We start from the raw sequence: 13,385 nt of genomic DNA on the forward strand, positions 1-13,385 counted from the left end.
CAGGCGCGCGGAATACATTCCACAGCACACCGCCTCCCCCCCCCAAATTCCGCATCTCCGCGCCGCAACCGCTCCACCGCAGCTGCACCCATCCAAGTCCCGCTGGAGCGCGGGTCTCCGAACCCGCAGCACTCCGCCAGCGCATTCCGTGAGTTATTCACTCTGCACGTCGCCACCACCCCTCCAAGCCCCATCTCCACCGGCCTTCGCTCCACCCCAAAGCCGTATTGTAGTACCGGCTTCAGCCGGTCCGGTTCCATGTGCGTAGTTCGGGCTTTTGCCCGTCCGATTCTTCGCCTTGTATTCGCACGTTGACTGCGCAGCTGCCAGCACTCCCCCCCCTCAAAAACTCTCCGCCATCTCATCCAGTTCCCGATTAATCCGCCCCTTCCACTCCGCTGAAATATCCAGCTTCAGCAGCTCATCAAACGTCTCAATCGCTTTGATCCTTCTTCCCGCAGCCAGCAGCGCCCGCGCATAGGCCTCCAGCAGATTGCCTTTGGAAGTCATGCTGGAGACCTTCGTGAAATCCGTGCCCTCAAACACCTTCACCGCCTCCTTGCCACGCTGCTCCTCGATCAGCAGTCTCGAGAGCGCCACCAGGCTCTCCACCCGCCACGCGTAGTTCGCAGGTGTGACTTGGATCGCCTGACGAAACTGCTCCTCAGCCTCCTTGCTCTTTCCTTCCTTGAGATAAAGCACCCCGAGCTCGCGCAGCGCACGTCCGCGCACCCCCGGCTCGGCACCGGGCGACTCCGCCGTCTTCTTCCATTCCTGCAGCTCCGCAGCCACATCCTTCTTCGCATGATGAATGCCCGCCAGAATGCCGTGCGCCTGACTGCGGCAGCGCACAGGCCACGCATCGACGTCCTTGCCCTTCACAGAGGCAAGCGCCTCATCATAGCGCTCAAAGTCTGCCAGCACCCGCAGCCTGGCGAAGTCACGATGCGCCGGGTCTTTCACCTCGCCCACCAATGCCAGCGCCTTCTCGGCGTTCTTCAGTGATTCAACCGCCATGTCGATCGCTAAATCCAGATACGTAAAATTCTCCCCCGCATCCTCGGTCTTCGCGGCCATCCCTTCGAGTTTCTGAATGGCTTCGTCGTAGCGCTTGTCCGCACGCAACCGCTTCGCCGCGCTGAACTGCGTGTAATCAATCGCGTGGGCCGAAACCCCAAAAAACACAAAGGCAGCTATGCTGATGATTCGATTCATAAAGAGATGATCACTTGAAGATGGCTTTGCCGAAGGAAGCGTCCCCCGGGATGTGCGAGGCATTCAGTTTGCCGGACCAGACGGAGAGTTCACGGCTGGTCTTCTTGCCGGCGTCGTCCAGGAAATGCACACGCCCGACATTCAGATACCACGTATCCCCGGTCTTCGGAGCCTTGGTGCGCAGCGTTTCAAACGGGATCACCGCCATCGATTCCCATCGGTTCTTCGCAGGCACCAGCTTGGTCTCAAACGACCATTCGCCATTCCAGCCCTCGTCATTCCACCCGTAGCGCGGATGCAGATAATCCGTGATGAACCCATGCTCCGCCTCGTTGAACGAGCTCTGCTCCGGCTCATAAGCAAAGTAAAAGTACCGGGCACGATCCCCGCTGGGAGAAACATTGATCACAATGCTCTCCTGCAGCCACAGCTCGGCATCATGCCCCCTTGCCGCAAAGTTCATCCTGTCCGCCGGCTGCGTGCCGCTCACGCGCACATAGAGATTCGCCTCGTCACACAGCACTCGGAAGCTCGTCGGAGCCTTCAGTGCTTCAGCCGTTCCCGAAGGCTGCAGCACATGCTCCGCGGACTTCGCCCAAAGGGGGGACTCAAGTGTCACCGGCCCGCTCACTCGCTCGATGCTGAGCGACAGGCTCTGTTGCAGTAAGGCCGTTGGATTCGCCCGCATCTTCGCCGTGTCCCAGTTGAACGGCGCCCGGTCAAGGTAACGCCCCGCATATTTCAGATCGCCCTCTTTCGCGAACCGATACGCCGGGTTCTTCTTTTTCGGATACTTCGCATCGCCATTCGCAATGCTCGCGATGAAGGCATTCCGCGCGTCAACGGCATCGAGCACCTGGGCCAGCGATGCCGCATTGTTCATCGCCTGATGATTGCGCCACGCGTTCACCACCAGTGACAGGTGCTTCAGGAAATCAAACTCGTAGCGCACGATGTCCAGCCTGCGTTTCACCTCGGGCAGCTGCGCCCCGCTCTCGGCCGTCGCCAGATCTTCCTCCAGCGCGTTGATCACATCCGGTGTCCACAGCGTCCCCAGCGCAAAGATCGGATCACGCCCCGACTGATAAGCATAATTCCGGATCATCTGCCACAGCTCCACACGCTTCTGCACGTTCGTGAAAAAGCGCCGCATCGGGTTCTCACTCTCGCGGAATGCCGCCTGCAAATACTCGTCAAAAAGCTCGCTCGCGCTCTGGCTGGTCGGATCAATGCCCAGCCGCAGATACACATAGATGTTCGGCCCCTCCAGCCCCCACTGCCCGCCGCCGGGGCTGCCATTCACCTGCACGGAATGCACGCGATTGCTTACCAGCAGCCGGCTTTGCTCCGCGATCATGCCCACCGTCGTCAGCGGCGTCAGCCCCACCAGGTGAAAGTTGCCCCAGTTATAAAGATACGCCGAAAATCCTCCCGGAACCTTGAGCTGGTTCCATGCAGCAAAGGCCTCCGCGTCCGAGTGCATCATTTCGATCACCACGTTCTCCGGAAATTCGCGAAAGCTCTTCGGCGGCTGAATGGTCGGACCGTAGGACGTCATCAAGATCTTCTTCCCCGGCCGGTCCTTCATCAATCTCAGCGCCATGTCACGGTGCATGATCCACAGCTTCTCACCCCACGCGGGATCATTGTTAAAGGCGATGCCATCCGTCGGCTTTGTCGTCGGCGCGATGCCATACAGCGCCGCGCATTCCTTGCACTGGCATGGCCGGTAGCCATCCGCCTGGCCCAGTTCCACCATGTCAAAGCCGTCATCACAGCGCGCCACGATGTGTTTGTAAATCAGTTCACGCACCTCCGCGTTCGAGAGGCAGAGCTGTCCATCTCCCGCCGAGAGCGCCGGCTGCCGCACGCCCGCCGTCAGCATGAAGTACTCCGGGTGCGCCTTGCCATACTCTTTCATGGGAACCGCTGATGGATGCTGGTGCCCGAACCGTGACCAGATGCGCGTGAAGCGCCGTGCATGGTTCGCGGTGTAAAACAGCTCCTTCCCATCGCGCATGTCATGCTCTTTGAAAAAGGGCGCGCTCTGCACATCCAGCCCCGGCGGCACATGAATGATCGACTGCGGCACAAACGTCGTGCCCGCCTCATCCGGCGAAAGGAACCGCGCCCCCACGTAGCGATGCACAAACTCCGCCACGCCAAACAGCGTTCCCTCAAACGGCATCGCCTCATCCCTCCCAGTGCTGCGCTTTCCCGCCAGCGGATCCGGTTCGTCGTTTCCCGCGATGATCACATCCTTGCCCACCACCTTGTGCACATACCCCCAGCCGCTCAGCTTCTTCATCTCCACTCCCTTCGTCCCCGCGAACTTCGTCGCTCCCAGATAGAATCCCGGCCGCGCCACCTCCACCTGCGATTCCTTCACCACGCTGAGCGTGATCTTGTTCGCCGCAAACGCCTGTTGCAGCAGCTCCGCCGCCCTCGTCACCGAAGACTCAGCCACAGCATTCGCCTCCACATCCGGCACCACGATCTGATACTTCGACTTCCCCCGAAAACCGAGGATCATGTCTTCCGGCGCGTCCTCATCATTCACCTTCGTCTGACCAAAGGCCGAAGCAGCGAGGGCGAAGAAACAAACGAGTAAAAAAGTCGGGCGCATGGTCGGTGTCGTGAGCAGAAAGTGGATGGACCCACGCAAACGTCATCACCCCCCACGCTTTGTCGTAAACTATCACTAACTTCTCTTTTCTTTAGGCCTCACGCACCATCTCCGCCACGTGCATCCCCTTGGAGGAGAGGGATCATCCTGATCCCTCAACGCTCCGCGATCATCCAGCGCCCCGAATCGGTGCAAGCCACGAGTGCAAAAAAGATTTGAAGGCCTCTTGCCAATGATTGGCAGTATCACCCCTCACCGAAAGCGAAACACCTTGAACATGCGCTCAAAAGCCTCGCTGTCCTCGGCGGTCAGGGTTCCTGGCGTGATGCTCACCAGGGACAGCATCTTCACTTCGTTGCACAAATAGCGGCTGCGGATGATGAGAGACTTGTTCCGCGGTGAGCTCGCCATGATCTCCACAATCGTCTGATCTTTCTCCGAGAGATCCTTCCTCGACAAAATTTCTCCATTCCGGACGTTGGCCAGGTTGCGCTGGATCTCCGCCTCAATGATCGCCTCACGCTGCGCCTGCGTCTGCATTGGCAGTTCGGGCAGCGCGTAATACATCAGGAAAAAAGCCGCGTTCCCCAGGTCCTTGCCAAAGCTCGACATCTGCCCGCGCCGCTCCAGCAGAAGCAGGTCCGAAGTCGAGTTCATCGCTCCATCCAGAGCCTCAAAGGAGATCCGTGGCATGGTGCTGCCCGCCGCGGCCGGCACATGGGCAAAAGTGGTCAGCGTGCTGCCAGGCCTCCCATCCTTCGCCACGGACTTGAGATCCAGTTTCTCCGCCTGCTTGCGCGCAGCCTCCAGAAACGATTGCGGTGGCTGAAGGGGAAGCTCGACATGAGACGCCGCCAGCAGATCGATGACCTTCACCGTCTCCATCCCCAGCAGCTTCGCGTCCGCGCCCACGTTCAGTTGAAATAGCACCAGGCAGGGCAGGGGATCAGCCTCCGCCGCATTCAGGCGCGTGCCGGCTCCATTCATTCCGCAAAAGACGCAAAGCAGGCTGGCAAGGATCGGTCGGAACCACTTCATGCCTGGAATCTGGAACTTCATGCAGCCAATTGCAATCTGCGAAGAACCGCGCATCCATACGTCTTGTTGCTGGCTGCACGCTCAAGGGCAAACATGCTGCCCCACACCCATCCGACGTAAAGCGGCATGCAGGCACAGGCTGTCACCGCCCACCCTTCAGCACGCCGTCACGCACTCCGAAACCACTGCGGACGCGGGTGCCCTCGTGCCCTCCTGTTCGCGCCTCCCGCCTCCGCGCCGAAACACCACCGCCACCAGCGACAGCGTCACCAGCGAACTCAGCGGCATCAAAATTGCCGCCAGCAGCGGGCTCAGATGTCCCATCAGTCCCACGATCACCGTCACAATGTTATACGTCACTGAAAACCCAAACACCGCATGCACCGCGCGCCGATGCGTCGCCGCAATCTCCAGCAGGCTCGTCATGAAGCGCATGCTGTGCCCCAGAAAATAAAAGTCCGCCTTGTGCTCCAGAAAGCTTCGTCCCGTCACCGGACTTCCGGCACAGGAGGCCGCGTCAAACGCCAGGCTGTCATTCGCCCCGTCTCCAATGTACAGCGTCCCCTGCGGCTCATGCGTGGAGATCCACGCCGCCTTCTCATCCGGCGTCAGGCTGTGCTCCCATTGTTCACGCTGCAGACCCAGCTGCTTCGCGATCGCCGCCACCTTTGCCTCGCGGTCTCCGCTCAAAATGTTCACCCGCAGCCCGCGCGCCCTCAGCGCTTCCACCTGGGCCAGCGACTCCGCGCGCAGCGCATCCTGAAAGCGGAAGGCGCAGAGCATCGCCCCGTCGCGCGTGAAGACCGCATCCGCGTTCGCATCCTGCGGTTTCGAGAGCCTCCACACGCACCCCGCATGCTCACAGCGCAGTCCCTGTCCCGCCTCCTCGCTCACCTCAGCATCCACCACCATGGCTCCCTCCGCCATGCCGCCCAGCGCATCAAACAAACTCCGGCTCACCGGGTGCAGGTTCCCGCTCGTCATGTGCCTCAGCACACTGCGCGCAGTCGCATCCAGCTCATCCAGCACCCCCGCATTCAGCAGCAGCGGATTCTCCAGCGTCAGCGTCCCCGTTTTATCAAACACCACCTGCCGCAGCCGTGTCAGCTTCTTCCACAGTCCCAGCGTCCGCACGAACACTCCTTGGTCCGCCGCGCGCGAGGCCGCGATGTCATCCGCCAGCGGCGCCGCCACTCCCAGCGCGCAGGGGCAGGACACCACAAACACCGAAATCATGACCTGCAGCGCCCGTGTCCATTCTCCGCTGTGCGCCCACCACCACACGCCGCCCACCACGCCCGCCAGCACCACCACCACCAGATAGCCGCGCAGCAGCTTCTCCAGCCGCAGGTCCCGCTGCTCACCACCGCGCCGCGCTTCCAGCAGCTTGTGCAGCGTGGACTCCTTCCATCCTTCCAGCGCCACCGCGTTCAGCGCCCGCGTTCCCGCGTTCAACGCTCCGGAGGGAATCATCTGTCCTCCACTCCGCGTGCACGAGTCACTCTCTCCGCTGATCCATTCCAGGCTGATGCACGCATGCGCATCCTCCAGCTTGGCCGCCACCGGCACCGCCTGCCCCGGCTTCACGCTGAAGCTCACGCCAGCCTCCAGCGCCTCCAGCATCTCCTTCTCAGGGATGGAAGGATCACGCAGCAGCTTTCGCCGGTTCCGCGTCACTGCCATCTGCTGCACCAGCCGTCCGGCAAGCATCAGAAAGATGAACATCGCCACAAAATCAAAATACTTCAGCCCCGCCTCACCGCTCATCCATCCGATCAATGATCCCGCATACGCCGCCACAATCCCAAGCGTGATCGGCGTGTCGATATGCAGCACCCCCGCGCGCAGCGCATTCCACGCCCTCTGCGCAAAGTAGCTCCCGCCCACCAGCATCGAAAGCGTGGCCGAAGCCGCCGCCACCAGGTCAAACCAGTGCGCAAAAGGAAAATCCGCCGGCATGCCAAAATACGCCGGCAGGGAAAATGCCATCGCATTCATCGCAAACGCCCCGCACACCCCCGTCCGCCGCTCCAGCCCGTTGTCGTGCGTCTGTCCGCCATCCGCCCGCTGCATCCCCAGCAGATAGCCAAAGCGCTGCAGTTCCTGCGCAAACTCCACCGGTTGAAATTTCCCCGGCTCCCACGCCATGCGCAGCTCACCGCTGGAAATGTCCACCTGGATCTGTGTCCCGCCCAGCTTCGCAAACACCCGCTCGATCAGCCAGATGCACGCCATGCACGAGAGCCCCTGCACGGACACTCCCATCTCCGCCGCCACATCCGTGCTCGCCCGTTTCGCCTCAGCGGCCAGAGCCGCAGTCTCCAGCCACGCATAGTCCTGCGGCCTCATCGCCTGCGCCGGCACCGGCGGCAGGTTGAGCCCCGATTTCAAATCATAAAAATGCTCCAGCCCCTGCTGCTGCAGCAGATCATAGACCGCCTTGCACCCCGTGCAGCAAAACTCATCGCTTCGCGTTTCTGGAACCGGTGTCCCGCAGTGCTGGCAATTCGCGTTCATATCTTTTTAAATTAGTTCAAGGCCTGGCGCACCCAGCGCCCCGGAAGCGCGGACATCCGGGTCTGCGGTATTCCATCATCAGCAAAGACTCCGCTCATCCACATCATCGGGAAAACGTCGAGCGCGCTGGCCGCATGCAGATTCAAAAAAGCAACCGCCATGCTTTCACCGCTCGCTGCGGCCTCAGAAGTCCGCGCGATGATCCTTTCCCACTCTAAGTATAGGTCGTTCATCGGAAAAATTTAGTTCATCGCATGGCAGCAGCTCGCCGCCTCACTGCTGCCAAAGTCCAGCGTGTCACGCAGCCGCCACGCCAGCACCACCGCCGTCACCAGCGCCAGGCCTCGCTGCACCTTGCGCATCGTGTCCGGTTGCAGTTTGCCTCCCAGCAGATGCAGCTGCGTCTGCGCCAGAAACAGCAGCGGCAGCGTCCCCAGTCCAAACGCCACTGCAAATCCCGCGCCCTTCGCGGCGCTCCCGTTCGCTGTTGCCAGCGCCAGCATCATGTAAAGCGGCCCGCAGGGCAGCAGCGGCGTCGCCAGTCCCAGCAGTCCCGCGCGCAGCGTGCTCTTCATCCGAAACGCCGCCGTCTGCACCCGCCTTAGGCCCGCTGCCAGAAACTTTGGCTTCGGCAGCCACTTGTCCAGCCCCAACCCCACACAGGCAAAGGCCAGCACCAGCATCCATGGCAGCACTATCCCCGCTCCATGCTGAAAAAACGCCAGCGGCACCGCGCCCACCATGCCCGCGATCGCACCCGCCACACCATAGGAGATCAAACGCCCTCCATGATACATCGCCGTGCTCCGCATAAACCCGCCGCCTTTACCCGAGATCGCCCACGAGCACGAAAGCGGTCCGCACATGCCCACGCAATGCACGCTCGTCACCATCCCTGCCACAAAGGCCGCTGCACTGGTGTCCACCTGCATCATGCTCCGATCAGATGCTTCAGCGGCACGACCTCCGGTTGGTTGTTCAGGGCGATGTAAAACAGAGTGCCCCACGCACTGAGCAGCACCACAAAAGCCAGCACCACCCACAGCCAGGGCCGGCTTGCGATAAAGCCTGTGCCGGCAGTTTCACTTTTGCAGATATTGGCGGGCATCGAGGTATTCATTGGTGTTAAGGGCCGCGTCCGGGCCGGTGAACTCGAAGGGCTTCGTGCTATACGTCTTCCCGTCCTTCGTGTCGGTGATGGTGATGCTGAGCTTGAACGGCGCCTTAAACGCATTCTGCGGCAGCGTGATCATGAGCGGCTTCAGCTCTTCGCCCTGCGCGGCGATCGTCACTGGTGCATCGGCGCCTGCGGCACTCAGCCCGGCGGGCACTTCTCCGGACAGTGCCAGCGTGAAGGTTCGTGGCTCATTGCGCTTGTTGATCAGACGCACCAAAAACTGGTTCCGCACGATCTGGTTCGTCACATAGTAAGGGGAGCCCTGCATGCGCAGCACGTTGGCCCGCATGGGCTCAATCCGGCTCGCTGAAAATCCAAACGCTCCCACGCCCAGCAGCAGAAGACCCGTGTAAAACACCGTGCGCGCCCGCACCAGGCGCGTTTTGCCATCATCGAATCCCTTCAGTGAATCATAGCGCACCAGTCCGGGCTTGCGCCCAAGCTTCGTCATGATGTTATCGCACGCATCCACACACGCCGCGCAGCCGATGCACTCCAGCTGCAGCCCGTTGCGAATGTCGATGCCCGTGGGGCACACCTGCACGCAGCGCATGCAGTTCACGCAGTCTCCCACGCCCGTTGTGCCCGCCTTGCCGCGTGGCTCGCCACGCTTCTTGTCGTAGCCCACGTTGACCGTATGGTCATCCACCAGCGCCGACTGCATGCGGCCATACGGGCACATGATCACGCAAAACTGCTCACGAAACCAGCTGAACGCTCCATACAGCCCCGCCGTCAGAAACAGCATCACCCCGAAGGCGATCATGTGCCCCTGCGGCGAGTGGTGCATCATCTCATACAGCTTTTCCAGCGACACAAAGTAGCTCAGAAAAATGTGCGCGATGAGCAGCGAGGTCAGAATGTACAGCGCATGCTTGGTCACCCGTTTCGCGATCTTGCCCGCCGTCCACGGTGCCGCATCCAGCTTGCGCCTTGCCGTGGCATCACCGTCGATCAGTCTCTCAATACGACGGTAAACGTGTTCCAGAAAGACCGTGTAGGGGCAGGTCCACCCGCACCACACCCGGCCAAACAACGCCGTGATGTAGAACAGCGAAAACCCCAGGCCCGTGACAAGAAAGAATCCCACCCACAGATCCTGCACCGCCAGCGTCAGTCCCATGAAGTGAAAGCGCCGGTTCAGCACGTCCAGAAACACCGCCGGAAACCCGTTTACCGGAATCCACGGCAGCGCCACATAGATGATGATCAGCAGCAGCGCCACCACTCGCCGACCCCTCGTAAACTTCCCCGCCACATCAGCCGGATGCAGCGTTCTTTTGCTTCCATCTTCGTTGATGGATCCAAGGGAAATCAGGTTGAGAGGGGAGAGTGGCATTAGAAATCCTTGCGGCTATTTCACGACGGTGGGTGCAGCTGCGGGAACTGCGGAGGCAGGGGAAGGGGCAGGAGCCGCTGGAGCTGCAGCCGCTCCCGCAGCGGATCCGGTGAGGGCAGGGGAGTCTGCTGCACGTGTGATCGGCTCGCCTTCCTTGTGCTTGCTCAGCACAAAGGCTACCACCTCGCTCACGCGCTTCATGCCAAGCACCTGCTCCCAGGCCATCATGCCTTTGGTGATGTCGGGCGAGCCTTTGCGGACAATTTTGAAGATCTCCGTCGGCTTGCCCCCGTGCTTCCATTCCTGGTCGCTCAGCGGCAGGCCCGGCAGCTTTGCTCCGGCCAGCGTTCCGTCCAGGTTCGGTCCATGGCAGCTGACGCACATTCCTTGCGTCATAAAGGTGGCCTTGCCAGCCTCCACCGCTGCGGTGTCGCGGGACAGCGCCCACAGCTGTTCGTCAGAGATGCCCTCCATCTGCTTGTCGCGTGCGACCTGCATTTCCGCCATCACCTTGTCCATCACGGCCGTGTCGCTGCTGCCCAGCCCCAGCTGGTAGTAGCACAGCCAGTGAATCACAAAATATGCGATGGCGATGTAGAGGGTGAAAAGCCACCAGTTCGGCAGCTTCTGGTCGTATTCCTGGATCCCATCATACATGTGATCGCGAAGTACGGGCTCGTTGTTGGAGGATGGCTTTTTGGAGTCCATGGTAATTTTTTTATTCGAGGGGAAGACGTGACATGTTCTCGGCCTTGTCCTTGCGCAGCAGCATTCCCCGCAGGGTCATGATGCCAAAGACGAGCACGGTGGTGGCGAAGGAGACGACCGGCACCACGAGGTGCCAGTTTTCATAAATGATGCGCTTGTACATGGTGGTCAGGAGTGGGCTTGGGGTTTACTCGGCGCCGTTCGCACGGCGGGCTTTGTCAGGATTGACCGGTGCCAGCGGGAAGGGCACGCCCTGTCCTTTCTTTGCCAGCGCCTCTTCCACCTTCGGCTGCTCAAACTGTCCCAGCTTCTGCAGGTAGGCGATCACCGCCACCATTTCGCTGTCCGGCCTCACCACGATGTTCGACTTCTTCAGCTCCGTGGCGATCTTCACGCCCTGCTCCAGCGCCTTCATCTTGATCTCCGTCGCGTCCATCGGCGGATACGGCACTCCCAGCTGGCGCAGCACGGCGATCTTCGAAGGCAGCGACTTTTGATCAAACGGCTTCGTGCTCAGGTGTGCATACGGCGGCATGTTCGACTGCGGAGACATCGCACGTGGATCCATCAGATGCTCGTAGTGCCACGAGTCAGGGCGCTGTCCGCCTTCACGTGCCAGATCCGGCCCCGTGCGCTTGGATCCCCATTGAAACGGATGATCATAAATGCTCTCACCCAGGCGCGAGTAGTCGCCGTAGCGCATCACATCCGGCACCAGCGTGCGGATCATCTGCGAGTGGCAGTTGTAGCAGCCTTCGCTCACATAGATGTCACGGCCCGCCAGCTCCAGCGGCTCATACAGCTTCTGCAGGCGGTCTTCCATGTTCTTTGCCGTGTTCACTGTCACAGTCGGGATCAGCTGGATCAGCCCGCCGATGACCACCGCCACAAACGTCAGCACCGTGAAGGGCAGGTAGTTGTGCAGCAGGCTCTCATACCACAGCGCCCACGTGTGGCTCGTCTTCTGAAAGCGCCTCACCGCCAGGAAGGCAAAAATGCATGCGCAGACCAGCGAGGCGATATCCGCACCCGGTGGCAGAAAGATCCAGCCAAACACCAGCAGCATCGCGCCAAACGTGCAGGCCGTCGGGTCGTTGAAGAATGTCTCCTTCATGCCCATCGTGTCGCTCGTGCCACGTTGCAGCACCGCCACTTCGCGCACTTCATTCACCGCCTTGCCGCTGCGGATCGTCTTCCACAGGTTCACACACATCACGATCCAGCCCAGCAGGAACATCCCGCCGCCAATCACGCGCAGCCCCATCAGCGGACGGATCGCTTGCAGCGTGTCCAGGAAAGTGTTCTTCACCGCCAGCCCGTCCGCGGTCACCTGGTTCAGCATCAGCCCTTGCATGATGCCGCTGATCCACATCGCCACCACATACAGCAGGATGCCCACCGTGCCGATCCAGAAGTGGAAGTTCGCCATGCTCACCGAATACAGCCGCGTATTCCACAAGCGTGGTGCCAGCCAGTAGAAGAGACCCGCCGCCATGAATCCGTTCCAGCCGAGGGCGCCGCTGTGCACGTGGCCGATCGTCCAGTCCGAGTAATGCGAGAGCGAGTTCACCGCGCGGATCGAAAGCAGCGGCCCTTCAAAAGTCGACATACCATAAAATGTCACACCCGCGATGAAGAACTTGATCACCGGATCCGTCCTCAGCTTGTCCCACGCGCCGCGCAGCGTCAGCAGGCCGTTGAGCATCCCGCCCCAGCTCGGCGCCCACAGCATCAGGCTGAAAAACATCCCCAGCATCTGCAGCCACTTCGGCAGCGCCGTGTTCAGCAGATGGTGCGGACCCGCCCAGATATAAAGAAACACCAGCGACCAAAAGTGCACGATCGACAGCCGGTAGGAATACACCGGCCTCTCCGCCGCCTTCGGCAGGAAGTAATACATGATCCCCAGGATCGGAGTTGTCAGGAAGAACGCCACCGCATTGTGCCCGTACCACCACTGCACCAGCGCATCCTGCACCCCGGCAAACACACCATAGCTGTGCGTCCAGCTCGTCGGGATCGAAAGATGGTTCACGATGTAAAGCATCGCCACCGTCACAATCGTCGCGATGTAAAACCACAGCGCCACATACAGGCTCGGCTCGTTGCGTTTGTGCAGCGTCAGAAAGAAGTTCACTGCAAACACCACCCAGATCACCGCCACCGCCACGTTGATCGGCCAGATCAGCTCCGCGTATTCCTTCCCGCGGGAAAGGCCCAGAGGCAGCGTGATCGCCGCCGCCACGATGATCGCCTGCCAGCCCCAGAAGTGGATCGCGCTCAGCGTGTCATTGCCCATCCGGCATTTGCACAGCCGCTGCGTGGAGTAGTAGATCCCCGCAAACATCATGTTGCCCACGAACGCAAAAATCGCCGCATTTGTATGCAGCGGGCGCAGGCGGCCAAACGTCAGCCATTCGGCCAGGTTCAGCTGGTGGAAGTTAAGCTGGCTGGCGATGAACACGCCTGCGAGCATGGCAACGACGCCGAAGATGATCGATGCCAGCATAAACTGGCGCACGACTTTGTCGTTGAACTCAATGGGTACTTTGGTGGCTGCGGTACTAGTCATGGGGAAACGGGGTGCGGGGTCGGGATGCTGGCACGGTCATCCGTGCCCCCTCAGGCTCATCGAGAGGCAGCAGCGCATCCTGTTCGATGCTGCCCCGCCGCCGCTGCACCCGCTCCGCCAGATAAAGGGCCGCAAACAAAACGGCGAACATCAGGCTGACGAAGATGGTGACGGCAAAAACTTCCATGAGGGA

At 60.8% G+C, this 13,385-nt stretch carries 11 protein-coding genes; all 11 read right to left on the bottom strand.

Annotated elements, in window-relative coordinates; translation table 11 throughout:
* Positions 1 to 342 precede the first annotated feature (342 nt).
* The gene (locus ACILSR_RS21045; RefSeq protein ID WP_395751763.1) at positions 343 to 1,215 is read right to left on the bottom strand and encodes a tetratricopeptide repeat protein; all 873 of its coding nucleotides are present in this window, start codon (positions 1,213 to 1,215) and stop codon (positions 343 to 345) included.
* Between the two features lie 10 nt (positions 1,216 to 1,225).
* A complete protein-coding gene (locus ACILSR_RS21050; protein WP_395751764.1) occupies positions 1,226 to 3,841 on the bottom strand; it encodes a DUF4838 domain-containing protein in 2,616 nt (871 codons plus the stop codon).
* 252 nt (positions 3,842 to 4,093) lie between these two features.
* Entirely contained in the window at positions 4,094 to 4,879 is a 786-nt protein-coding gene (locus ACILSR_RS21055; RefSeq protein ID WP_395751765.1) for a hypothetical protein, read from the bottom strand.
* A 156-nt stretch (positions 4,880 to 5,035) separates the two neighbouring features.
* The gene (locus ACILSR_RS21060; RefSeq protein ID WP_395751766.1) at positions 5,036 to 7,396 is read right to left on the bottom strand and encodes a heavy metal translocating P-type ATPase metal-binding domain-containing protein; all 2,361 of its coding nucleotides are present in this window, start codon (positions 7,394 to 7,396) and stop codon (positions 5,036 to 5,038) included.
* A gap of 242 nt (positions 7,397 to 7,638) precedes the next feature.
* Positions 7,639 to 8,331 carry a sulfite exporter TauE/SafE family protein gene (locus ACILSR_RS21065; RefSeq protein ID WP_395751767.1) on the bottom strand — a complete coding sequence of 231 codons (693 nt, stop codon included), beginning with the start codon at positions 8,329 to 8,331 and terminating at the stop codon, positions 7,639 to 7,641.
* A complete protein-coding gene (locus ACILSR_RS21070; protein WP_395751768.1) occupies positions 8,328 to 8,504 on the bottom strand; it encodes a hypothetical protein in 177 nt (58 codons plus the stop codon). Before ACILSR_RS21070 ends, ACILSR_RS21065 begins: the two co-directional genes overlap by 4 nt.
* The gene (ccoG, locus tag ACILSR_RS21075) at positions 8,479 to 9,912 is read right to left on the bottom strand and encodes a cytochrome c oxidase accessory protein CcoG (protein ID WP_395751769.1); all 1,434 of its coding nucleotides are present in this window, start codon (positions 9,910 to 9,912) and stop codon (positions 8,479 to 8,481) included. The genes ACILSR_RS21070 and ccoG overlap by 26 nt, the downstream gene beginning before the upstream one ends.
* A 15-nt stretch (positions 9,913 to 9,927) precedes the next feature.
* Positions 9,928 to 10,620 (bottom strand): cbb3-type cytochrome c oxidase N-terminal domain-containing protein, encoded by a 693-nt coding sequence (locus ACILSR_RS21080; RefSeq protein ID WP_395751770.1) that lies wholly within the window; start codon positions 10,618 to 10,620, stop codon positions 9,928 to 9,930.
* A gap of 10 nt (positions 10,621 to 10,630) precedes the next feature.
* Positions 10,631 to 10,783, bottom strand: a complete 153-nt coding sequence (locus tag ACILSR_RS21085; protein ID WP_395751771.1) for a hypothetical protein — start codon at positions 10,781 to 10,783, stop codon at positions 10,631 to 10,633.
* A 24-nt stretch (positions 10,784 to 10,807) separates the two neighbouring features.
* Positions 10,808 to 13,192, bottom strand: coding sequence for a cytochrome-c oxidase, cbb3-type subunit I (gene ccoN / locus ACILSR_RS21090; RefSeq protein WP_395751772.1), 2,385 nt, complete (start codon positions 13,190 to 13,192; stop codon positions 10,808 to 10,810).
* Positions 13,185 to 13,379 (bottom strand): hypothetical protein, encoded by a 195-nt coding sequence (locus ACILSR_RS21095; RefSeq protein ID WP_395751773.1) that lies wholly within the window; start codon positions 13,377 to 13,379, stop codon positions 13,185 to 13,187. Before ACILSR_RS21095 ends, ccoN begins: the two co-directional genes overlap by 8 nt.
* Between the last annotated feature and the right edge of the window lie 6 nt (positions 13,380 to 13,385).

This window comes from Prosthecobacter sp., assembly GCF_044222565.1.
Taxonomy (GTDB): domain Bacteria; phylum Verrucomicrobiota; class Verrucomicrobiia; order Verrucomicrobiales; family Verrucomicrobiaceae; genus Prosthecobacter.